The 22,500-nt window shown below is 71.4% G+C and carries 16 protein-coding genes and 1 pseudogene; 9 read left to right on the top strand and 8 right to left on the bottom strand.

Annotation, left to right across the window (positions count from 1 at the left end; genetic code table 11):
• Positions 1-2 precede the first annotated feature (2 nt).
• The 4 genes from DEJ05_RS07165 to DEJ05_RS07150 form a co-directional block, all read right to left on the bottom strand.
• A complete protein-coding gene (locus tag DEJ05_RS07165) occupies positions 3-1,991 on the bottom strand; it encodes a phospholipase C (RefSeq protein ID WP_258376107.1) in 1,989 nt (662 codons plus the stop codon).
• 86 nt (positions 1,992-2,077) lie between these two features.
• Complete coding sequence (efeB, locus tag DEJ05_RS07160; protein ID WP_258376106.1) at positions 2,078-3,517, bottom strand: iron uptake transporter deferrochelatase/peroxidase subunit; 1,440 nt, start codon at positions 3,515-3,517, stop codon at positions 2,078-2,080.
• Positions 3,514-4,707 (bottom strand): EfeM/EfeO family lipoprotein, encoded by a 1,194-nt coding sequence (locus DEJ05_RS07155; RefSeq protein WP_111110094.1) that lies wholly within the window; start codon positions 4,705-4,707, stop codon positions 3,514-3,516. The genes efeB and DEJ05_RS07155 overlap by 4 nt, the downstream gene beginning before the upstream one ends.
• Positions 4,708-4,906: 199 nt before the next feature.
• Positions 4,907-5,704: an HAD-IIA family hydrolase gene (locus DEJ05_RS07150; protein ID WP_027464991.1), complete on the bottom strand. Its 798-nt coding sequence runs from the start codon at positions 5,702-5,704 to the stop codon at positions 4,907-4,909.
• A 178-nt stretch (positions 5,705-5,882) separates the two neighbouring features.
• Between DEJ05_RS07150 and DEJ05_RS07145 the strand changes: the two genes are divergently transcribed.
• Together DEJ05_RS07145 and DEJ05_RS07140 are read left to right on the top strand one after the other, a co-directional pair.
• A complete protein-coding gene (locus DEJ05_RS07145; protein WP_181440679.1) occupies positions 5,883-6,581 on the top strand; it encodes a TetR/AcrR family transcriptional regulator in 699 nt (232 codons plus the stop codon).
• Positions 6,582-6,645: 64 nt separating this feature from the next.
• The gene (locus DEJ05_RS07140; protein ID WP_111110093.1) at positions 6,646-7,290 is read left to right on the top strand and encodes a TrmH family RNA methyltransferase; all 645 of its coding nucleotides are present in this window, start codon (positions 6,646-6,648) and stop codon (positions 7,288-7,290) included.
• A 103-nt stretch (positions 7,291-7,393) separates the two neighbouring features.
• On the opposite strand, the gene DEJ05_RS07135 is transcribed toward DEJ05_RS07140, so the two are convergent.
• Positions 7,394-8,383: a LacI family DNA-binding transcriptional regulator gene (locus DEJ05_RS07135; protein ID WP_111029754.1), complete on the bottom strand. Its 990-nt coding sequence runs from the start codon at positions 8,381-8,383 to the stop codon at positions 7,394-7,396.
• A gap of 504 nt (positions 8,384-8,887) precedes the next feature.
• Between DEJ05_RS07135 and DEJ05_RS07130 the strand changes: the two genes are divergently transcribed.
• Positions 8,888-9,526 carry an endonuclease domain-containing protein gene (locus DEJ05_RS07130; protein ID WP_181433138.1) on the top strand — a complete coding sequence of 213 codons (639 nt, stop codon included), beginning with the start codon at positions 8,888-8,890 and terminating at the stop codon, positions 9,524-9,526.
• Positions 9,527-9,646: 120 nt separating this feature from the next.
• On the opposite strand, the gene DEJ05_RS07125 is transcribed toward DEJ05_RS07130, so the two are convergent.
• From DEJ05_RS07125 to DEJ05_RS07115, 3 genes are read right to left on the bottom strand one after another with little or no spacing between them, the layout of a single operon-like run.
• Positions 9,647-11,881: a YhgE/Pip family protein gene (locus tag DEJ05_RS07125; protein WP_111110092.1), complete on the bottom strand. Its 2,235-nt coding sequence runs from the start codon at positions 11,879-11,881 to the stop codon at positions 9,647-9,649.
• Entirely contained in the window at positions 11,878-12,702 is an 825-nt protein-coding gene (locus DEJ05_RS07120) for a hypothetical protein (protein ID WP_111110091.1), read from the bottom strand. The genes DEJ05_RS07125 and DEJ05_RS07120 overlap by 4 nt, the downstream gene beginning before the upstream one ends.
• Positions 12,699-13,364, bottom strand: a complete 666-nt coding sequence (locus DEJ05_RS07115; protein ID WP_246552608.1) for a TetR/AcrR family transcriptional regulator — start codon at positions 13,362-13,364, stop codon at positions 12,699-12,701. Before DEJ05_RS07115 ends, DEJ05_RS07120 begins: the two co-directional genes overlap by 4 nt.
• A 151-nt stretch (positions 13,365-13,515) precedes the next feature.
• Between DEJ05_RS07115 and DEJ05_RS07110 the strand changes: the two genes are divergently transcribed.
• From DEJ05_RS07110 to DEJ05_RS18255, 6 genes and pseudogenes are all read left to right on the top strand, one after another.
• On the top strand, positions 13,516-17,187 hold the full coding sequence (locus DEJ05_RS07110; protein ID WP_181440678.1) for a S8 family serine peptidase: 3,672 nt from the start codon (positions 13,516-13,518) through the stop codon (positions 17,185-17,187).
• Positions 17,188-17,353: 166 nt separating this feature from the next.
• Positions 17,354-17,518: a hypothetical protein gene (locus tag DEJ05_RS18020; protein ID WP_155896763.1), complete on the top strand. Its 165-nt coding sequence runs from the start codon at positions 17,354-17,356 to the stop codon at positions 17,516-17,518.
• 393 nt (positions 17,519-17,911) lie between these two features.
• The gene (locus tag DEJ05_RS07105) at positions 17,912-19,246 is read left to right on the top strand and encodes an adenylosuccinate synthase (RefSeq protein ID WP_017886319.1); all 1,335 of its coding nucleotides are present in this window, start codon (positions 17,912-17,914) and stop codon (positions 19,244-19,246) included.
• 2 nt (positions 19,247-19,248) lie between these two features.
• Positions 19,249-19,806, top strand: coding sequence for a low molecular weight phosphatase family protein (locus DEJ05_RS07100; RefSeq protein WP_111029760.1), 558 nt, complete (start codon positions 19,249-19,251; stop codon positions 19,804-19,806).
• A gap of 158 nt (positions 19,807-19,964) precedes the next feature.
• Positions 19,965-21,767, top strand: coding sequence for a S8 family serine peptidase (locus DEJ05_RS07095; protein ID WP_111029761.1), 1,803 nt, complete (start codon positions 19,965-19,967; stop codon positions 21,765-21,767).
• A pseudogene (locus DEJ05_RS18255) lies at positions 21,764-22,500 on the top strand (hypothetical protein); the annotation flags it as partial. The gene DEJ05_RS07095 and the pseudogene DEJ05_RS18255, both read left to right, overlap by 4 nt.

Genomic DNA, 22,500 nt, shown 5'->3' with positions numbered 1-22,500 from the left:
TGTCAGTCGGTCCGACGCCGGAGCTGTCGACGGCGGACGACGACCAGCGCGACGCCGGCCATCAGGAACACGATCGCGGCGATCGTGACCCCGGTGAGCTGCACGCCCGTGAACGCCAGGCGCGTCGCGGACGGGTCGGTCGCGGACGGGTCGGCGGCGACGGTCTGCCCCGCGGCCCCGGCTCCTGCTGCGGCGCTGGAGGCAGTCGTGGCCCCACTGCCCGTGCCGGCGCCCGTGCCTGCCGTGCCCACCGTTCCTGCCGTTCCTGCCGTTCCTGCCGTTCCACCGGAACCGGTGCTCGCGCCCGTGCCGCTGCCGCCGGTCCCCGTGTGCGGCTTCGTCGTGGGCTTCGGGGTCGGCTTCGGCGTGACGGCCGTGGACACGATCCGCGAGACCGCACCGCTCTTCGTGTTCAGGAGCACCTCTCGGTGCTGCGGGTGCGTGAAGTCGAACATGCTCCGGATGGACCCGGCCCGGGCGTCGAACGACTGGTCACCGATCCGCCCGGTCGACCAGTTGTCCTCGATGAACTTCGTGGTCGACGTCTGCTCGATGGCGGTGTGGTCGACGTGGTTCTGCTTGGCGAACGGCGAGATGACGAGGTACGGCAGCCGCTGCGAGGGGCCACAGCGGTCGAGGTACCCACCGGCGACACCGACCTTGGTCGCGGCCGTGGTGCAGACCGTGGTGTCGTTCGAGGAGTCCGTCGAGCCGTTCAGGATCGTGGGCGCGACGTGGTCGTACCAGCCGTCGGAGTCGTCGTAGTTGATGACGATGGCCGTGCTCGACCACTCCGGCGACCGCTCGATCTCGTTGATCTTCGACGTCAGGAACTTCTGCTCGTCGAGCGGGTCGGAGTACGCGGCGTGGCCGTCCTGGGCCTCGGGCGCCTTGAGGAAGGACACGGCGGGCATCCGGTGCTCGGCGAGCGCGGTGTCGAACGCCGACAGGTCGTACTGGTGGTTCGCGCGGTCGGTGGAGCCGATCATGCGGTCGCTCGTCGGTGCGAGGTGGTGGGGGTTCGACGTCGATGCGTAGTACGCGAACGGGTTGTGGTGCGGCGAGTAGTCGTTGCTGACCGAGCCGCCCACGTTCGTCGTGGTGGCGTCGCACTTGGCGAGGGTGCCGGTGCCCGAGTAGGCCGTCGTCGGGGTGAAGCCGCCCTGGAACCAGCCCCAGGTGACGCCCTTCGCGTTGAGCAGGTCGCCGATGTTCTTGCCCGACATCTCGACCAGGTTCGACGTCGACGTGTGGTCCTTGTCGGAGCAGTCGTCGAAGGCGGGGTCGGGGTCGGCGGTGACGGTGCCCTGGCCGGCGGCGTCCTTCGCGACGACGGCGGTCGAGGTCGGCACCGTGGCACCGGTGACCGAGTCGACGCCCGTGCCGCCGTGGGTGTTGCCGCTGATCAGGTTCAGCGCTCCGGGGGTCGAGGGGCCGAAACCGGTGTCCCAGGCGTTGTCACTCATCGCGTAGTTCTGGGCGTAGTTCCACAGCCCGGTGGTGGTGTTGCCGTCGTAGTAGTCCATCGTCAGGCCGGGGGACCCGTACAGGCCGGTGCAGGTGTCCACCGAGGTGCTCTCGACGAACTTGTCCATGGCACCCCCGTCGACGGCCTTCTGCTCGGGCAGGTAGTTGTGGTTCTGGTCGCACGTGAGCGCCTGGGCGGGCGTCAGCCGTGACGGGGCGTAGGCGTTCGGGTTCTTCGTCAGGGTGCCGGAGGACGCGAGCGTGTTCACCTTCGGGGTGCTCCGCGCCGCGGTGAAGCGGGTGCCGTCGGTGTTCGCGGCCCTCGGGTAGGTGCCGAAGTAGTGGTCGAACGACACGTTCTCGTCGTACATGACGACGACGTGCTTGATCGGTGTGGTGGTCTTCAGGGAGTTGTCCGCGGCGGACGCCGACTGCGGGATGGCGAGGGCCGCCCCGGCGACGGCCGCCAGGGCCATGATGGCGAGCGCGCCCTGTTGGACGCGTCGTTCGGAAGGTCGGAACACGTGGAACCTCTCACTGGTCGGGACGGTGGGGTGGTGGGGAGCGGTGGGGCCCTGCGGCGGGCGGGCGCGTTCGAGCGACGGCCCGGCTAGGTCCGTGCGAGCAGCCGACGACCCAGCCAGTCGTCCGCGTGGCGGACCCCGGGCAGGGCGAAGTAGTAGCCGCCACCGACCGGCGACACGTAGTCGACGAGCGGTTCGTCGACCAGGCGCTTCTGCACGGCGACGAACTGCCGTTCCAGGTCGGCCTGGAAACACGCGAACAACAGGCCCATGTCGAGGTCGCCGTTCGTGTCGGTGCCGTTGTCGTAGTTGTACGGACGACGGAGCATCTGCTGCGCACGGGCTTCGGCGGTGCGCGGGTTCGCCAACCGGATGTGCGCGTCCATCTGGATGACGTCGCCGGTCGGGTCGTCCTGGTACCGGGGGTCGTCGAACTCACCGCTGCGGGTGAGCGGGGCACCGGAGTCACGGTGCCGGCCGATCATGTTCTCCTGCTCGTGCAGTGAGACGCGGTCCCAGAACTCGACGAACATCCGGATGGTCCGCACGACGTGGTAGCTGCCCCCGGTGACCCAGTCGGGTTCGCCGTCCTGTCCGCCGCGGGTCCAGACCAGGTCGTCCATGACGCTGCGGTCCGCGGTGGAGGGGTTGCCGGTGCCGTCCTTGAAACCGAGCAGGTTGCGCGGGGTGCCGGAGGGGCGCGGCGGGGACGCGAAACCGTCCTGCCGCCAGCGCACCTGCATGCCGCCGCGGGTGGCCCGGGCGATGTCGCGGATCGCGTGCAGGACGGTGTCGGTGTTGTGCGCGCACACCTGCAGCAGCAGGTCGCCGTCCGAGATCGACCGGTCGAGGTCGTCGTTCGGGAAGTCCTCCATCGTCCGCAACAGCGCCGGGCGCTGCCCCGACAGGCCGTACCGGTGGTCGAAGAGCGAGGCACCGACGCTCGCGGTCACGGTGAGCCCGTCGGCCGCGACCTCCGGTCCGAGCACGCCGGAGTCGGCCGGCGGCGCGGTGATCCCGACGTCGGCAGGCGTGCCGCCGCGGGTGAGGAACCGTGCCCGCTCGGTGATCGTCCGGAGCAGGTCGGCGAGCTCCCCGCGGTCGGCCGCGGTCACGTCGAACGCCAGGAACGCCGACTGTCGCTGCGCGGGCGTGGTGATCCCCGCCTGGTGCGCCCCGTGGAACGCGTACGAGGAACCGGGCGGAGCGTCGGCACCGCCCGTCGTCGCGGCGGCTGCCAGGAGGCCCGTCCCACCCCCGGCGGTCAGGCTCGCTGCCGCCGCGGCGGCTCCGGCACCTGCCCCGACCGCGCTGGTCAGGAACGCGCGGCGGCCGACGCCGCGGGTGGGGCCGGTCGGCGGCTGCTGGTCGTCCGGTGCACCGGCCGGACACGCGCTGCCGTCGGCGGACAGTCCGAGGCGGGCGTGCGCCTCGGTCATCCGTCGGTACGTCGCCGCGTCCATCCCGCGTGGGAGTTGCCGGCTCTGGAGGCCCTGCCGGCCCTGGCGCTGCGGTCGTTCGGTCACGAGGTCCTCCTCGGGTCGCAGATGGCGGCGACGGGGGCGAGTCGTTCGAGCGCAGCGTCGAGGTCGGCGTCGAGGCGCTCGCGGGCGGTGCGGTCGAGACCGTCGAGGGTGTCCCAGCTGCCGTCGCGCCGTCGGTGAGATCCCACGTCGGCGCGGAGGGTCGCCAGCGCGCGATCGGTGGCCCGGAGTCCCGGGTAGCGGGTCCGCAGGATCGACCGGACCGGCTCGAGCGCGTGTTCGGTCCCGCTGGTGTTCGCGTCGATCGTCGCCAGTGCGGTGTGGCTGCCGGCGTCGGTGGCCCCGGTCGCCTCGAAGCGGAGTGCGTTCTCGAGGATCTCGTGCGAGCGCAGGCCGATGTCGAGCGGGTCGACCCGTTGGGTGGGGAACGTCCGGCGCAGGTGTGCGACGGCGGCGACCAGGGCGTCGGCGGGCGCGACGGCGCGACGGCTGGGCGCACCCGACCACAGCAGCGCCTCGACGCGGTGGAAGCCGGCCAGGTGCGGGTCGTCGAGTGCGGTCCGTCCGGCGGCCGGGAGCCCGTTGATCGCGGTGTCGTCGTCGCCGAACGCACCGTAGGCGGCTCCGAGCTGCTCGTACTCGCGGTGCCCGGTCAGCCAGTCCCGCCGTGCGGCGCGGACGTCACCCGCACGGACGTCGGCGTCCAGCGCGCGCACGTCGTCGAGCAGCGCCGGCAGGCGGCTCTCGATCCAGGCGCCGTACGACTTCGCGGCGGGGATCAGGTCGTCGCGGGTGACCGGGACGATCCCCGGGGTCTCGTCGCTGACGTGGGTGGCGCCGCGCAGGTGGACGACGGGTCCGGTGCTCGGGTTCGCGTCGGCGGGCAGGCAGCGGAACCGGTACTGGCCGCTCGGGAGTCGGACGCCGTAGTCGTGCGTCGCACCCGACCCCAGCCCCTCCGCGTCGAGGTAGACCGCGCCGTTCGTGGGGTCGACCAGCTGCACCTCGATCCCGGCGACGGAGGTGTTGTGGATCCGGAACGTCTGGGGGCCGGCGAGGGCGCGGTCCGGGCTCGCGGGCCACCCCGTCCCGCAGGCGTCGGTGCCGGCCTGCACGGTGACCGCCGACCTCTGCGGCGCCGGCGAGGGGACCAGGTGCGGGGCGACGATCGCGGTCCCCACGAGCGCCCCGAGCGCGCCGACGACCACTGCCGTCGTGGCACGAACCGACATCGGCACCGATGACCCCATCCTGTAGCAACTCACAGAAAACCCTGATCAGAGCCACTTTCGGCTCGACCAGGGCAACCATAGAGTCGCCCCAGGGGCAGTTTTCCCGTCGTTCACCGCAGGGCGGTTCTGTTCACCGGATCGTCATCGAGCGGTCTGCGGTGAACGGGCGCACCCGGGTCGTGGGCCGCCAGAGCTCGAGCTAGAGCTCGACCTCGAACGGCTCGGTGCGCACGAGCTCGTGCACGCCGGAGATGACCTCGCTCGGGCGGAACGGGTACCGGTCGATCTCGGCCTGGTCGCTGATGCCCGTCATCACGAGCACGGTGTGCAGCCCCGCCTCGATGCCGGCCTGCACGTCGGTGTCCATGCGGTCGCCGATCATGCCGGTGTTCTCGGAGTGCGCGCCGATCCGGTTCATCGCGGAGCGGAACATCATCGGGTTCGGCTTGCCCACCACGTAGGGCTGCTTGCCGGTGGCCTTCTCGATCATCGCCGCGATGGCGCCGGTGGCCGGCAGGACCCCCTCGGCGCTCGGGCCGGTGGCGTCGGGGTTCGTCACGATGAAGCGGGCACCGGCGCGGATGAGCCGGACGGCCTTGGTGATCGCCTCGAACGAGTAGTTGCGGGTCTCGCCGACGACGACGTAGTCGGGCGCGGTCTCGGTCATGATGAACCCGGCCTCGTGCAGGGCGGTCGTCATGCCGGCCTCACCGATCACGAACGCCGAGCCACCGGGCATCTGCGACTTGCAGAAGTCGGCCGTGGCGAGCGCGCTCGTCCAGATCCGCTCCTCGGGCACGTGCAGGCCCGAGCCCCGCAGTCGGGCGCTGAGGTCGCGCGGCGTGAAGATCGAGTTGTTCGTCAGCACGAGGAACTCGGTGCCGTCGTCGAGCCACTGCTGGATGAGTTCCGGCGCGCCCGGGAGCGCCTGGTTCTCGTGGACGAGCACGCCGTCCATGTCGGTCAGCCAGCACTCGACGTCGTCTCGGGTCGCCATGGCCCTCACCCTACTGCGCAGGGGTTCAGGCCCGGCTCGTGGTCGGCTCGGAAAGGGCCGGGAGGCCCGGGGCGGCTCTTGCGCGCTGCTGCCAGACCCGAGAAGGTCGAGACACCGAACCGCGGTCGGCTTTTGCCCTACGCTTTTCGGGACACGTACCGAATCAAGGAGGCCCCTCGTGCTCGTCGAACCCGGAACCCCGTCCGCCGCGCCCCGACCCACCCCGGTGTCGGAGACGGAGCTCGAGGTGACGCCGCGACGACGCCGAGGCCGCCCGAACGTGCTCTCCCGCGAGCAGGTGATCGACGCCGCCACGACCATCGCGAACGAGGACGGCCTCGACCGGCTGTCCTTCCGAGCCCTGGGCGTGCGGCTCGGGGTCGCCCCGATGACCGTGCACCGGACCATCGGCGGGCTGGACGACCTGCACGCCGAACTCGTCCGCCGCACCGTCGACGAGTTCACCGCGACCTTCGTCTGGCCGGACGAGTGGCACGCCGTCGTCCGCACCTTCGCCACGACGTTCCGCGACCTGATGCGCACCCACCCGCTCGTGCTCGAGTCGCACAGCCAGCGCGCCCCGCTCGCCTCGACCGAGTCCGACGCCGTCGTGGCGAAGGTCGTCGGTGCCCTGCAGGACGCCGGGCTGCCGCCGGCCGAGGCGATGTACACCTTCTTCGTCGTCTACGACTTCGTGGTCGGGCACGCCGGGGTGCAGGTCGGGCGCGGGGACTCCGAGGCCGGACGCCCCGAGCGGCACCGGCTGGTGGGCGAGATCCTCGGCGAGCACTCCTACGACGACCGGTTCGCGCTCGGCCTCGACATCCTGATCGCCGGCATCGAGTCGCGCATCGCCTACGGGTCCGGCACCGCCTGAGCCCGCGGCGCCGCCGGGCGCTGCGGTCGTCGGGCCGGTGCCGAGTGCGCCGTACGCTGGTCGGGTGACCACTGCGCCCGAACCGTCGCACGAGCTGACGACCAACGGGGTGGGGCCGCACCCGGAACCCTGGCCCGACGACCCGAGGCTCGACCCGGAGCTGCTGGCCGCCGGGGACTCCCGGAACGTGCTCGACCGCTACCGGTACTGGTCGATGGACGCGATCGTCGCCGAGCTCGACACCCGCCGGCACGCGTTCGACGTCGCGATCGAGAACTGGCAGCACGACCTGAACATCGGGTCGATCGTGCGGAGCGCCAACGCGTTCCTCGCCGGCACCGTGCACATCATCGGGCGACGCCGGTGGAACAAGCGCGGAGCGATGGTCACCGACCGGTACCAGCACGTCCGCTACCACCCAGACGTCGAGGCCTTCCTCGCCGCGATGGCCGAGGAACAGCGTCCCGTCGTCGCCATCGACAACACCCCGGGTGCCGAGCGCATCGAGACCGCGACGATCCCGGAGCGCTGCGTGTTCCTGTTCGGGCAGGAGGGCCCCGGGCTGACCGACCAGGCGGTCGCCGGTGCCGACGCACACCTCGAGATCACGCAGTTCGGGTCGACGCGGAGCATCAACGCCTCGGCGGCGGCCGCGATCGTCATGCACAGCTGGGTCGTCCAGCACGCGGAGCTGCCCGGCGCTTCGTGAACAGGAATGGTCGGGTACGGGCCCTGGACCCGACCATTCCTGCTCACGAAGCGGGCGGGGCGGAGGCGGGGCGGGCCTCCCGGCCGGGGTCCGTGCTGCCGCGTCAGCGCGCGGCGGTGGTGCGGCGCGCGACCAGGCGGGGTTCGACGAGGAGTTCCGTGGCGGCGATCCGCGGATCGGCGATGCGGGCCAGCAGGCGCTCGCCGGCGCCGCGGCCGATCTCGACACTGCGGTCGTCGATGCTCGTCAGGCCGACGTACCGCATCGCGGCCACCGGGGTGTCGTCGTAGCCGATGACGGAGACGTCCTCGGGGACGCGCAACCCGCGTTCGGCGAGTTCGGACAGCGCGCCGAGGGCCATCACGTCGTTCGCTGCGAAGACGGCCCTGACGTCCGGGTGCTCGTCGAGGAGCATGCCGAGGGCGCGGGAACCGGCCTCTTCGGTGGGTTCACCCGGCAGCACCGTCGTGACGACAGAGGCGCGTGCTGCTGCGGCCTGCTCGAACCCGGCCTGGCGTTCGGCCGAAGCAGCCGAGCTCGCACCGACGAACCCGAGGCGGGTGTGGCCGAGGTCGAGCAGGTGCTGCGCCGCGATGCCGCCACCGGCGTGGTCGTCGTTCGCCACGGTGTCGGCACGGGGGATCGCGACCCGGCCGCCGGCGATCACGAGCGGCATCGAGGCGGGGATCGCGAGGTCGGTGGTGGGCTCGCCGGCGATCACGATGCCCTCGACGCGCATGGAGAGGAAGCCCTCGACCGGAGAGGCATCGAGCCCCGTGTTGAGGAACCGGTCGGCGACCACGAGCCGGTGCCCCTGGTCCTGCAGGCTCTCGCGCAGACCGGTCAGCAGGTCCACGAACCACTGGTTGCGGAAGTCGTCGAGGACCACGCCGATGGTGCGGCTGCGCGTGCCGGCGAGGGAGACCGCTGCGGTGGAGGGGCGGTAGTCGAGCTCCTGGATCGCCTTGAGCACGGCGGCCCGGCGCTGCTCGCTGACCCGGGGGGAGCGCTGCAGCACGAGGGAGACGAGGGACTTCGAGACCCCGGCGCGTGCGGCGACGTCGTAGATGGTCGCGGGCTTGCCGTCTCCCATGATGCGCTTCGACCTCCGTTGGCTCGTGCGTCGATCGTAGCGGTTGACGTGACATGGGCCGGCGGGTGGGGTGGGGCGTCGAGTGAGCAGAAGACGACGGGTCTCGAACAGCCACTCGTCGTCTTCTGCTCATTCCCTTGGGTTCGCGAGTCCTCCACAGCGGAGGCACGGTGCCGGTTCTGCACGGAACTCCGGTTCGGTGAGCGGGGCGTCGGCGCGGGGCGCGAGCGTGTCGGCATGCGACCACGACCACTCCCTCCGGCGCTGCGAGGCCGGGCCTTCGACATCGGCGCGGCTGATCGAGCCGGAGTTCCCCGACAACGACTCCAGCGGAAGGACCTGACGTGCCCGACGCGATCGATCCGATGGCCCCGGGACCGACCACCCGATCCGATCCGCCGCATCCAGGCACTGCGGCCGGTCCTGTTGCCCGGACAGTTCGTCAGCCACACCTCTGCGGGGGTGTTGTGGGGTCTGCCGGTGCCGTGCGGCCCTGACGCACCGGTGCACATCACCAGCGTGCACCCGCAGGCGCAGCCCCGGCGCGTCGGCGTGGTCGGGCACCGTGTGGCTGCTGACCGGGTGAGCACCCAGCAGCGCTGGGGTGTTCCGTCCAGCAGCCCCGCGGCGCTGTGGGTGGAGTGCGGGGGCCTGCTCGGACTCGATGAGCTCGTCGTCCTGGGTGACGCCATCGTCACGTCGCGGGCGTGCGCGACCGCGCTGGAGGACCTCGCCGCCGCGCTCGCCGGGGCGGGGAATCGTCGTGGCGTGCGGAAGCTGCGCGTGGCACTCGAGCTCGTGCGGGTGGGGGCCGGGTCGCCACAGGAGACCCGAGCGCGGCTGGCGATCGTCCGCGCGGGGCTGCCCGAGCCCGAACTGCAGGTCGACGTGCTGGACGAAGCCGGTCGGTTCGTCGGCCGCGTCGACCTGGCCTACCCGGAGCACCGCATCGTCATCGAGTACGAGGGTGACCACCACCGGACCGACGCCGAGCAGTGGGGCCGTGACCTCCGCCGCTACCGCGAGATGGAACGACTCGGCTGGGCAGTCGTCCGGTGGACCAAGTCCGACCTGACGCTGCACCGGTCAGCCGCAGTGGCGCACCTGCAGACGCTCCTTGCACGCGGAGGTCGCGTCGAGTGAGCAGAAGACGACGGGTCGCTATTGCACACCCGTCGTCTTCTGCTCACTCGATGTCGCGGGCGGCCCTGCGCGCGAGCGTCCCGCGCGCCCGAGCGCCCCGCGCGCCCGCGTGCCGCCCCGCTACCCGATCAGGCTCGGGCGCAGGTCGCGCAGCGTGCGGGAGCGGGTCTGCCGCGCCGTGACCACGAACGACACCAGGAGCGCCCCGAGCAGCCAGCAGAGCAGCACGCCCGCGTCCGACCACGCGGCGCCGAGGTTCCCGCCGTACATCGTCTGCCGGATCGCGTCGACCGAGTACGTCATCGGCAGCGCGAAGTGCAGCGCCGCCAACGGCCCCGGCAGCGTCTGCCACGGGAACGTCCCACCGGCGGTGACGAGCTGCACGAGCATGAGCACCAGGCCGAGGAACTGCCCCACCGATCCGAGCAGCACGTTGAGCGCCATGATGATCGCCGCGAAGGTCGCCGAGGCCAGCACCATGATCCCGATCGTGCCGCCGACGTGCACCACGTTCAGGTCGAGGGCGAAGCGCACGATGAAGAACAGCGCCACCATCTGCACCAGCCCGAGGAGTGCCGGGGTCAGCCAGCCGCCGAACACCACGGCGAGGGGCTTCCGCACCGCCGTGATCGCGCGCTTGGAGATCGGCTTGAGGATGAGGAACAGCGCGTACATGCCGATCCAGGCCGCGAGCGAGATGAAGAACGGCGCGAGGCCGGCACCGTAGTTCGACGCGGCGGCGACGTTGTCGTCCCCGACCTTGACCGGGTCGGAGATGACCGAGGCCTGCGACGCACGCTCCGAGGCGTTCGACGCCGGGATCTTCGTGCGGCCCTCGTCGAGCGACGACGCGAGCTTCGACGAGCCGGTCGTGAGCTTGTCCAACCCCGATGCGAGCGACGAAGCGCCCTGGTCGGCGGTCTTCGCACCGGTCGCGAGCTGCGACGCACCGGACGACAGCGTCGGAGCGGCCGAGGCCAGCTTCGATGTGCCGGCGGCCACCTTCGACGCGCCCGACGAGACCTTCGAAGCACCGTCCGCGGCGGTGGCGATGCCGGACGACAACTCCGGGGCCTTGGCGGCGAGCTTGCCGGTGCCGGCGGCGAGCGTGTCCGAGCCGTCGGAGAGCTGCTGGATGCCGCTCGTCAGCGCCGGGGCCTGCTCGGCGAGCTGGGAGGCGCCCGCGGACACCTGCGCGCTGCCGGTCTTGAGCTTCTGCAGGTTGCCGGACAGGTTGCCGGCACCGGTACCGAGCTTGGTGCTGCCGGCCTGCAGGTTGTCGAGCCCGGCGAGCAGCCGGGTCTTCTGTTCCTCGGAGAGCACCGTGGAGGCTTGGACGACGGGCTTCAGCGACGCGACGAGTTCCGGCGATTGCGCAGAGAGCTGCTGGACGCCCGCGATGAACGGTGCGGCCTCGTCGGCCAGCGTGGCGTTCCCGGCGGCGACCTGCGACGCACCAGTGGACAGGCGCGCAGAGTCGGAGGGAAGCGAAGCCGTCTGGTCACGGAGCTGGTGCAGCCCGGACTGCAGCTGCTGCGCCCCACTGTCCAACTGCTGCGTCTGCGACGGCAGCGCCGCCGTCTGCTGCTGCGCGCTGGCCAGCCCGGACGCCAGGGTCGACGCCCCCGACGCCACCTGATGCGCTCCGCTGTTCAGCTGCTGGGTCTGCGACGGCAGGTCGGCCGTGCCGGACGCGAGATCCGCCGCACCGGACGACAGCTTGCCGGTGCCGTCGGCGAGCTCGTGCGCACCCTTGTCCGCCTTGGCGGTGCCGGACGCGAGTTCGTCTGCACCGTCGACGGCGTCGCCGAGGCTGTCCCGCACGTCGGCGAGCCCGACCAGCAGGGTCTTCGCGGCCTGCTTGCCGACACGCTCGGCGACGGCGGTGCGCATGGTCTTGCCCGCCTGCTCGGCGATGGTCGAGGCCAGGTACGAGTTCGTGTCGGCCGTGGTCATGACGAGCTTCGCCTGCGTCGGGTCGTCGGACTGCGCGGACACCAGGTGCTCCGAGAAGTCGTGCGGGATGGTGACGACGAAGTCGTACGTGCCGTTCCGGACGCCGGAGCGGGCATCGGCGGCGCTGGTCTTCGTCCACTTGAAGTCGGCCCCGTCGATGGCCTCCTTCGTGACGTCCTTGCCGTAGTCGACGTGGTCGCCGTCCAGCGTGGCGCCGGCGTCGAGGTTCACGATCGCGGCGGGGATCTGGTCGAGCTTCGCGTACGGGTCGCGGTTCGCCCACAGGTAGGCGCCGCCGTAGAGCAGCGGCACGATCATCAGTGCGATGAACGCCAGGCGTGCGAGCGGGGTCGCGGTGAGCCGCGCGAGTTCTGCGCGGACGAGCGAGGTGGTGGTCACTTCTGTGCCTCCGTCGGGACGGTTGCGGATGCTTCGGTGACGGAAGGAGCGGCCGGGAGGCCCGGCTCGGTTCCGTCGGTTCGGGCCACGTCCTCGGGGTCCTCGGTCTGGGGCGTCGCGAGCGTCGCGACGTCGTCGTGCGTTTCGACGCCGCCGTGCGTCTCGACGCCGCCGTGCGTCTCGACGCCGTCGTGCGTCTCGACGCCGTCGTGCGTGTCGATCGTGTCGAGCAGGTGCTCGACGGTGGTGGCAGCGGCCTTCGAGGTCACGAGGACCACGGTCACGCCCCGTCGTGCGACGTCGCGGACCACCTGGAACCAGTCCTCGACGGCGCCGCCGTGCCGCTCGGGCGAGGTGATCACGATGCCGGTCACACCGTCGCGGAGCAGGGCGAGTTCGACCAGCAGCCGGATGCGCACGACGGTCGGCACCCGCTGCACGGCGGTGTCGACGTAGTCCCGCAGTCCGAGCTCGTCGAGCACGGTGTCGACGTGCTCGCGGTTCGGGCGCTGCCCGGCGAACGCGAGCTCCTCGCGCACGATCTGCTTGAGGGTCATGACGGGGAAGGGCTCGGCGACCCCGGGGGTGTCCACGAGCGCGAACGAGCGCCGGACGGCTGCCGGGTCCTCGTGGCCGTCGAGCAGCAGCCGACCGGTGTCGGGCTGCATGCGGCCACCGGCGACGAGTGACGCGAGCACGGGTGCCTGCTCGGTCTCGACGGCGAGGACCCCGGGGCGTCCCGGGGCGGCGACGGCGGAGACGACGGGCAGGGGTGCGCCGGGCTCCTCGCCGATGCCGACGTGGTCGAGTTCGAGCGTCATGCGTGGTCCTTCGGGGCAGGAGTGGGAGCGGGAGCAGCGGGTTCGGAGAGCAGTGCCGTGCGCCAGTCGATGCCGGCCATGCCCAGCGCCGACACCACGACCATGCGCCGTCCGTCCTCGTCGCTCGTGCCGGAACGGGTGGCCTCGTCGAGGACGGCGATGCACGCACCCTCGACCAGACGGCCGAGCGTCTCGGGGTCGACGTCGTCCCGCATGGCACCGTCGGCGATCCCGAGCGCGCACGCCTGGCGTACCTGTGAGCGCAACGGCGCGAACACCTCGGCGACGGGTTCGGCGAACGGGCTGCGGACGGCGACCCGGGCCATCGAGCGGACGTGCGACACCTCGGTCCAGAGCGTCACCGCGATGGCGGCGAGACGTGCGGCCGGCGGGAGCTCCTGCAGGTCCGATGCGGTGGGCATGGCTGCGGCGATCCGGGCGGCACCGGCGGTCACGACCTCGCGCACCAGGTCGTCGCGCGAGGGGAAGTGTCCGTACACCGCACGGCGCGAGAGTCCCGCAGCCGCGGCGATCGTCTCGATCGAGGCGTCCGGGTCCTGCTGCAGACAGGTCTTCGCCGCGTCGAGGAGGGCTGCCCGGTTCTCCGTGGCGTCGCGGCGGGGCGCGCGGGAGGGCTGCTCGGTGGTGGTCACGCACCCCATCGTAATAACGTGCACACGGGTGTGCAACTTAACAGGTTCCGGCCCCCGGACGAGGGGAGTCCCCCAAAGTGCGGACTGTCTTCCCTGAGAACGAACGCATAGCTTCACAGGAATCTCATGCGAACCACGGACTGAGCCAGGAGTGCCCTCTTTGAACCGTGCAACACCGAACACCGACCCGAACCCAACCCCCCATCGCTTCACCCGCGTCCTGACCGCCGGCATCGCCGTCGCGGCCCTCGCGTGTGGCGGTCTCGCAGTCGGGGGCGCGGCCTCCGCAGCTCCGGCCGGGATCTCGGTGGCCGACCTCAAGCTCTCCGCCCCGCTCCGTGACGCCAAGCCGACGAAGACCGTCGCCGCGTTCGTGCGCACGACCGGCCAGGGTGCCCTCGAAGTGGACGCCAAGGCGAAGGGCGGGGACCTGACGAAGTCGCGGACCCAGTCCTCCGCGGCCAAGAACCGCGTCGAGGCGATCCAGTCGACCGTCGCCGCGGTGCGGTCGGCCGTCAAGCGCGCCGACGCCGACGCGACCGAGCTCTACTCGACCGAGTACACCGTCCCCGGCGTCGCGGTCGTCGCCGACGTCGACGCGTTCCGGAAGATCGCGGAGCGCTCCGACGTCGAGAGCATCATCCCGCTCACGCCGAAGAAGATCGTCGAGCCGACGGTCAACGAGAACGCCGACGCCGCTCCCTCGGGTGTCGACCCCAGCCTGGTCCAGCCCGGTGCCGACGGCGTCGCGCCGAAGAACGCCGCGAGCGACGTCTACACGCGCTCGCTCAATGCCTGGCAGCAGACCGGCCACACCGGCAAGGACGTCAACGTCGCCGTCCTCGACACCGGTCTCGACTACACGCAGGCCGACTTCGGCGGCCCCGGCACCACCGAGGCGTACCAGCAGGCCCTGGCGAACGCGAGCGGCGGCGCCCCGGACCCCAGCCTGTACGACGCGTCGAAGTTCCTCGGCGGGTACGACTTCGCCGGTGCGACCTACAACGCCGACCCGACGGACCCGGACGCCTACGACCCGGTGCCGGCTCCCGACGACAACCCGATCGACGGCAAGGGCGGCGACCACGGCACGCACGTGTCCGGCTCGATCGCCGGCTACGGCCTGACCGCCGACAAGCAGCAGTTCGACGGCGACTACACCAAGCTCACCACGCAGCAGGTGCAGGACATGTGGATCGGTCCGGGCACCGCGCCCGAGGCCGGCCTGTACGCCCTGAAGGTCTTCGGTGACAACGGCGGCTCGACCGACGTCACCGGTGCCGCGCTCGACTGGGTGGGCCAGGCGCTCACCGAGGGCAAGGACATCAACGTCCTGAACCTGTCGCTCGGCTCCGACTACGGCGCGCCGGACGACCCCGACAACGCCAAGATCGACGCACTGACCGCTCGCGGCGTGCTCCCCGTGATCGCCTCGGGCAACGCCGACGACTTCACCGACATCGGTGGTTCGCCGGGCAACGCCGAGGGCGCGCTCACCGTCGCCGCGAGCGCCACCGGCCAGTCGCTCTACGACGGCGTCCAGGTCACCGCACCGGCCGACGTCGCGAAGACCTACCGCTCGCAGTACTCGTCCAACTTCAAGGGCACCCTGCCGGTCGAGGGTGACGTCGTCGTCCCGACCGCGAACATCGACGGCTGTGCCGCGTTCAGCGCCGCCGACGCCGCGAAGATCAAGGGCAAGGTCGTCTGGCTGAAGTGGACGGACGCCGCGCTCGAGTGCGGTTCCCTCGTGCGCTTCAACAACGTCGAGGCCGCTGGCGGCGTCGGCGTCCTGCTGGCGGGCACGCTCGACACGTTCGAATCCGGCATCGGTGGCAACGCGACCATCCCGGGTGCCGAGCTGACCGCGAAGAGCGTGGCGAGCCTCCAGGCCACCGCCAAGGCGGGGACCCTGCACGTGCGCTTCGCGGACGAGCTCAAGGGCTTCGAGGTCGCCATCGAGGCGGACGCCGTGAACACGCTCGCGTCGTTCACCAGCCGTGGTGTGCACGGATCGTTCGACGACATCGTCAAGCCGGACATCGCCGGCCCCGGGGTCAACGTGATCTCCGCGGCCAACGGCACCGGTGACGGCCGCATGTCGATGAGCGGTACCTCCATGGCCACGCCGGACGTCGCGGGCATCGCGGCGCTGACGTTCCAGTCGCACCCGACCTGGTCCGCCCCGCAGGTCAAGGCGGCCCTGATGAACACGGCGACGCACGACGTGAAGGACGGCAACCGTTCGGCCACCCTGCTCCGCCAGGGCACCGGTCGCGTGGACGCACTGCAGGCGGTCACCGCCGGCACCACGGTCCGCAGCGCCGAGAACGACCAGCTCGTCACCGCGTCGTTCGGCGTCGTCGAGGTCGCGAGCGGGACGAGCGAGACCCGCACCCTGCAGATCGACAACACCGACAGCACGGCGCACACGTACAACGTGTCGTACCAGCCGCAGGTGTCGCAGCCGGGTGTGACCTTCGCGCTCAGCTCGAAGCAGGTCACGGTGCCCGCCAACGGCACCGCGTCGGTCACGCTGACGTTCTCGGTCGCCGACGCGACGAAGCTCCGCCGGGTCATCGACCCGACCCAGGAGGCCGTCCAGCAGGGCTACCAGCGCGAGTTCGTGGCCGCCGCTTCCGGCATCGTGGCGTTCGCGCCGACCGACAGCTCGCTCAACCCGATGCGCCTCGGGGCCTACGTGGCCCCGAAGCCCGTCAGCGCGGTGCGGGCACGGACCACGGTCTCGTTCACGGGACCGGGCAAGTCGGCCGAGCTCACGCTCAAGGGCCGCACGCTCGACCAGGGCGGACTGACGACCGGCTACCACGCCGCCGTCGCTCCGTTCGTGCTCGGCGGCACCGACCCGGCCGAGGCGTTCCCCGAGGGTTCGGCGACGCGCTCGCTGCAGGCGGCCGACGTCCGTTCCTACGGTGCGTCGTACGACAAGTCGTCGGGAACCCTGGCGTTCGGCGTGCAGACCGCCGGTCCGGACGCGAACCCGGGCGCCGTGACCAACGTCGAGGTCCTCATCGACACGGACCGTGACGGCGAGCCCGACTTCCTGGTGTACAACGCGAAGTCGGCTGCCGTGGACGCCACGTTCGCCACGACGGTCGACCTGGCGAAGGCCGCCCTGGACGACCCGGACGTCGACCCCGTCGTCGACGTCCAGCCGCTCAACGGCGGTGCGCCCGGACAGGACGTGAACACCTTCGACAGCTCAGTGAAGGTGCTGACCGTCGCTGCGAAGGCCATCGGTTCGTCGAAGAAGTTCGACTACACGGTGCTGACGGAGTCGGCCTACGCCCCGGGTGCTGCCACCAGCGGTTCCTCGGTCGTGGACGAGACGAAGACGGCCACGTTCGACCCGTCGAAGCCGAAGCTGTCGTTCTCGCAGGACGGCACCTCCGGCGTGCTGTTCGCCGACGCAGACTCGCTCACGGTCACCCGTGCCTCGGGTGTCACCAAGGCGACGGTGCTGCTGCTCCACCTCGACAACGCGGCGGGCAAGCAGGCCGACACGTCGACGATCAACGTGGTCCCGCCGAAGCTCGCGCTGGCGAAGGGGAGCAAGGTCACGCTGAGCGGGACGGCGAAGGTCGGCTCGACCCTCACCGCGAAGCACGGTACGTGGAGCACGACGAAGGCGACCTACAAGTACCAGTGGCTGCGTGACGGCAAGGTCGTCAAGTCGGCAACGGGTACCAAGTACAAGCTCGGCTCGTCCGACGTCGGGCACCGCGTCAGCGTGCAGGTGACGGCCCACGCCTCGGGGTACAAGGACGGCACGGCCAAGTCCGGGGCGACCGCGAAGGTCACGCGCCGCTAGGACAGGGTGCGCGCGGTTCACGCGCCACATGGTGAGCAGAAGAGGTCGGGTCCCGAGAGGGGATCCGACCTCTTCTGCTCACCAAGCACGGGGCACCCCACCCCGCGAACGCGTGTTCGGGACAGGTAGTTAGACAAACTAGTGAAGTGGTGCCACTGTTTGTCCCATGCAGAACACGCTGAACCAGCTCCGGTCCAACCCGGTCGAGTGGCGCCGTCGTGGACTCACTCCGCCGGACGTCATCCAGGCCATGATCGAGCAGCGCCTGGCCGAGCCGGGGCACTCCCAGCCCGTCGGTGACCCGTCGTACCAGGACTTCTTCCGGAGCTGATCCGGGGTCGGCCGGGTGGCTCGGGACGCACCGGCAGACAGACGGGAGGCGCGGTGCCAGCTGGCACCCCTCCCTCGCAGGCTCGGTCGGCGCGCCCCGCGCAACGCTTCGCGTCGCCGCTGAGCGGAACGCGCCCGTCTGTCCGCCGGTGACGTCTCGGACGTCACTTGCCGATCTTGCCGTCGGCCGCGTCCTCGGCCTTGCCGATCTGGACGCGTCCGACCGTGCTCCGACAGATCCGGACGGACATCCAGGTGCGCTCCATGTGGACAAGCGACCCGCCGTCCACAGGACGTCACAGCGGGTGACGCGCAGGTGACCAGCCGATAGACTCGGGTGGACCACCGGCCCGGACGGCCGTGTGCGGTCCTCCGCCAACGTGAGGAGAACCAGATGCCCGCAGCAGTCATCATCGGAGCCCAGTGGGGCGACGAGGGCAAGGGGAAGGCCACCGACCTCCTCGGCTCCCGCATCGACTACGTCGTGAAGTTCAACGGCGGCAACAACGCCGGCCACACCGTCGTCGTCGGCGGCGAGAAGTACGCCCTGCACCTGCTGCCCTCCGGCATCCTGACGCCCGGCGTGACCCCGATCATCGGCAACGGCGTCGTCGTCGACCTCGAGGTGCTGTTCCAGGAGCTCGACGCCCTGCGCGCCCGCGGCGTCGACGTCTCGAAGCTGCTCGTGTCGGCCAACGCGCACGTCATCACGCACTACCACCGCACCGTCGACAAGGTGACCGAGCGGTTCCTGGGCAAGCGCCAGATCGGCACCACCGGTCGCGGTATCGGCCCGACCTACGCCGACAAGATCAACCGCGTCGGGATCCGGATCCAGGACATCTTCGACGAGAACATCCTGCGCCAGAAGGTCGAGGCAGCGCTCGACCAAAAGAACCACCTGCTGGTCAAGGTCTTCAACCGCCGCGCGATCGACCCGGAAGAAGTCGTCGAGTCGCTGCTGTCCTTCGCCGAGCGCCTGCGCCCGATGGTCGCCGACACCGCCCTCGAGATCCACCGTGCCCTGGAGCGTGGCGAGACCGTCCTGTTCGAAGCCGGCCAGGCCACGATGCTCGACGTCGACCACGGCACCTACCCGTTCGTCACCTCGTCGTCCGCGACCGCCGGTGGCGCCGCGACCGGTTCCGGCATCGGCCCGGGCAAGCTCGAGCGGATCATCGGCATCGTCAAGGCGTACACGACCCGCGTCGGCGCCGGTCCGTTCCCGACCGAGCTGTTCGACGAGTCGGGCGAGTTCCTGCGCGCCAACGGCTTCGAGTTCGGCACCACCACCGGCCGCCCGCGCCGCTGTGGCTGGTACGACGCCCCGATCGCCCGCTACACGGCACGCATCAACGGTGTGACCGACTTCGTGCTCACCAAGCTCGACGTCCTGACCGGGCTCGAGACGATCCCGGTGTGCGTCGCGTACGAGGTCGACGGCGTCCGCGTCGACGAGGTCCCGGTCAACCAGTCCGACTTCCACCACGCGAAGCCGGTGTACCAGGAGTTCCCCGGCTGGACCGAGGACATCACCGGAGCCCGCACCTTCGACGACCTGCCGAAGAACGCGCAGGACTACGTCCTGGCGATCGAGGCGATGTCCGGCGCACGGATCTCCGCGATCGGTGTCGGCCCCGGCCGTGACGCCATCGTCGTGCGGCACGACCTGCTCGGCGACGACGAGCGTGCCGACCAGCGCGCCGGCGAACGCACCGACGCAGCGTGACGATGCGGATCCTGTTCGTCTGCAGCGGCAACATCTGCCGGTCGCCGCTCGGCGCGCAGGTCCTGACGGCACGACTCGGCCCGGACGCCCCCGCGTTCGTGGTCGAGTCGGCCGGCACCATCGCCGACGACGGTGCCGCGATGGACGCCGCCGCGGCGGAGCAGTCCGTCCGGCTCGGGGGCGACCCGTCGGCCCACCGGTCGCGGTACCTGACGGCCGAGATCGTCGAGCGCGCCGACCTGGTGCTGACCGCCGAACGATCGCACCGTGCAGCCGCCGTCTCCCTGGCGCCCCGGGCTTCCAAGCGGACGTTCACGATCAAGCAGTTCGCGCGGGTGCTCGCCGGCCTCGAGCCCGGTGACCTGGCCGACGTGACGACCCCGCAGGAGCTCGTGGAGCGCGTCGCCCGGCTGCGCGGCACGGTCTCGCCGCCCGCCGACCCGGCCGACGACGACGTGGACGACCCCTACCGTCGCTCGACGGCGACGCACCAGCGCGTGGCCGACGAGGTCGACGTGGCCCTGACGGGCATCGCGGACGCATTGCGCGCCGTGGTCTGACCCCCTGACGGACAGGAGGCCCGGTGTCAGCTGACACCGGGCCTCCTGTTTGTCTGGACTGCTCGTGTCCTGCGAGTGATAACGATTCTCAGTTGCATGTAAGGTCGCTGTGGCAGCGCGCAGCGCTGCGTCCCCGCCTCTCAGCAGACCAGGAACCCATGCGTCCACGCTTCCTCATCGGTGCGCTCGCGCTCGCCGTGATCATCCCAGGCGCGCTCCTCGTGCGCCCCGCACCGCCCTCGCCCGACCGACCGCTCGCGGACTCCGTCCCCGCCTGGACCGCACACGCGGAGCGCGGCGACCCGGTGACCGTCGACGAGTTGTCCCTCACCGTCCTCCTCGACCCCGTGCACCTCGACCGCGCCCCGGCCGTGGCGACCTGGTTGCGCGGTGCCGGGCTCCACGTCGGCCCCGTCGAGCGCTCGATCGTGTCCCTGCCCGTTCGCGGGACGGCCGCGCGCATCGCGGACGCCTTCCACACCTCCTTCGCGCGGTGGGACGTCGCCGGACAGAGCGCCGTGGCACCGGTCCGCGCCCTCGCCGTGCCACGCGGGCTGACCGCCGTCGTCGGCGTGTCCGGAGCCGTTGACTCCGACGCCGTCCGACCGACCGAGACGACCACTGCAGCAGCGGTGGCACCCACCCCGGCACCGGGTGAGACCGTCCCGCGACCGCCGGTCCTGGCCGACGACGGACAGTGCGCAGCATGGTGGGGCGAGCGCCTCACGACGGACTGGCCCGCATCGGTGCCGGTCACGCACCGATCGAACGCGCTGTGCGGGTACCAGCCGGCCCAGTTGCGCGAGGTCCACGACGTGCCGGCCGGGTACACCGGACGCGGCGCGACCATCGCGATCGTCGCCGCCTACGACGACCCCGACGTCGAAGCGAACACGGACACCTACTTCCGGGCGGCGGGCGCCCAGCCGTTCCGCTCGGGGCAGTACCAGCACCACGCTCCGGCGTCGCCGGACACCTCCCGCTGCGGCGGGCCGCAGAGCTGGACAGAGGAGCAGCACCTCGACGTGCAGGCGGTGCACGCGATGGCCCCCGACGCCGACATCGAGTACTGGGGTGCCGACGACTGCAGCACCACCTCGTTGTTCTCGCGGATCCTCGACGTCGTCGAACACGGCAGTGCGGACGTCATCAGCCTGTCGTTCGGGTCCACCGAGGACCTGGACACCGCGGACGACCGGACGCTGCTGAACCGGGTGCTCGTCGAGGCGGGGGCCCGGGGCATCTCGGTGTTCGCGTCCTCCGGCAACGACGGCGACAACAGCGCCGTCGGTGACCACGACTCCGGCCCCGACGTGTCGTCGCCGGCGTCCAGCCCGTACGTGACCGCGGTCGGAGCGACCAGCACCGGGCTCGCACATGACGGTTCCGTCGCGGTCGAGGCTGGTTGGGAGACCGAGACCCGCTTCGCGCGCAACGGTGCCCTCATCCCGCCGGGCTTCGCGTACGGCGCCGGCGGCGGCCAGTCCGACGTCTACGACCGACCGACGTGGCAGCGCCAGCTGCTCGACGAACCGGGGACCGGGCGACTCGTCCCCGACGTCGCGTCGATCGGCGACCCCAACACCGGCTTCGTCGTGTACGGGCCACACAAGGGCGTGACCGGCTACGTCACGCACGGCGGCACGAGTCTGGCGACCCCGATGGTCGCCTCGATGGTCGCCATGGCCAAGGCCGCCACGGGGGTCCGGATCGGGCTCGTCACGCCGATGCTCTACGAGATGCTCGGGACCGACGCCGTCCGCGACGTCCGCCCCGCTTCCGCTGCCACCTGGTCGCCGCGCGGGCCCGATGCCGGAGCGCTGTGGCCCGAGACCCTGTTCCTCTGGGACACCGGTCGGCAGGGACTCCGGTCCGCACCCGGCTGGGACGACGTGACCGGGGTCGGCGTCCCCGCCGGCCGCGCCTTCTTCACCGCGTTCGCCGAGGAGGCCCGCCGATGACCGATCGTCCACGCACCACTTCCGTCATCGCGCTCGCGGCCTCGGCGCTGCTCGGCATCGGCCTCGTGGTGCCCATGCTCGCGCTGCCGGCCAGCGCGGACACCGCGGCCGACGGCGCCACCCTCGCCGCCGCGTCGGGCGTCGAACTGACCGACATCGACGGTGGCACGCTCACCGCACCGACCCCGGCCGTGCGCTGGGACTCGGGCGACCCGACGGTGGCCCGGGTCGACACGACGCAGGACGTCCTGAAGCTCAACACCACCCGCACGAGCGGTCTGCGCTCGGAGGCCGGCCCGGACGGGGCGACCTCGACGATCGCGAGCGGGGAGTTCACCCTGCGCGATCGTCCCCCCGTCGTGTTCACCGGACTCCGCGCCGCGTGCACTCCCGGCGGTACCCCCGCGGTGTCGTTCGACCGCCTGACCATCGACGGCGACGACGTCACCACCGAGGCCACCGCGACGCCCGGGTGGAGCCGCGACCTGCCGGAGTCCCGTTACGGCGCCACCAAGGTCGTCGTCGGCAGCACCACGACGGCCGCCGACGGCACCACGACGACGGTCGCGCTCCGCATCGACGCCGAAGCCGGTGCCTCCGAGATCTGGCGCGTCCGTGCCGGATCGGTCTCCTGCGCGGCGGGTGACCGCTGGCCGGCACCCACCCCGACGCCGACGCCGACGCCGACGCCCACCCCGAACCCCGCGCCGACCCCTGATCCCGCGCCCGAGGC

Source organism: Curtobacterium sp. MCLR17_045 (genome assembly GCF_003234405.1).
GTDB lineage: Bacteria > Actinomycetota > Actinomycetes > Actinomycetales > Microbacteriaceae > Curtobacterium > Curtobacterium flaccumfaciens.
The sequence above is the reverse complement of the archived record's forward strand: the minus strand, read 5'-3'. Positions and strand labels throughout refer to the sequence as shown.

What these genes read in the sequence shown, in the direction of transcription:
- DEJ05_RS07115 (WP_246552608.1), bottom strand. Translation starts at nt 13,364, where the DNA reads ATGGGGTGCGTGACCACCACCGAGCAGCCCTCCCGCGCGCCCCGCCGC.
- DEJ05_RS07150 (WP_027464991.1), bottom strand. Translation starts at nt 5,704, where the DNA reads ATGGCGACCCGAGACGACGTCGAGTGCTGGCTGACCGACATGGACGGC.
- DEJ05_RS07155 (WP_111110094.1), bottom strand. Translation starts at nt 4,707, where the DNA reads ATGTCGGTTCGTGCCACGACGGCAGTGGTCGTCGGCGCGCTCGGGGCG.
- DEJ05_RS07135 (WP_111029754.1), bottom strand. Translation starts at nt 8,383, where the DNA reads ATGGGAGACGGCAAGCCCGCGACCATCTACGACGTCGCCGCACGCGCC.
- DEJ05_RS07105 (WP_017886319.1), top strand. Translation starts at nt 17,912, where the DNA reads ATGCCCGCAGCAGTCATCATCGGAGCCCAGTGGGGCGACGAGGGCAAG.
- DEJ05_RS07120 (WP_111110091.1), bottom strand. Translation starts at nt 12,702, where the DNA reads ATGACGCTCGAACTCGACCACGTCGGCATCGGCGAGGAGCCCGGCGCA.
- DEJ05_RS07095 (WP_111029761.1), top strand. Translation starts at nt 19,965, where the DNA reads ATGCGTCCACGCTTCCTCATCGGTGCGCTCGCGCTCGCCGTGATCATC.
- DEJ05_RS07100 (WP_111029760.1), top strand. Translation starts at nt 19,249, where the DNA reads ATGCGGATCCTGTTCGTCTGCAGCGGCAACATCTGCCGGTCGCCGCTC.
- DEJ05_RS18020 (WP_155896763.1), top strand. Translation starts at nt 17,354, where the DNA reads ATGCAGAACACGCTGAACCAGCTCCGGTCCAACCCGGTCGAGTGGCGC.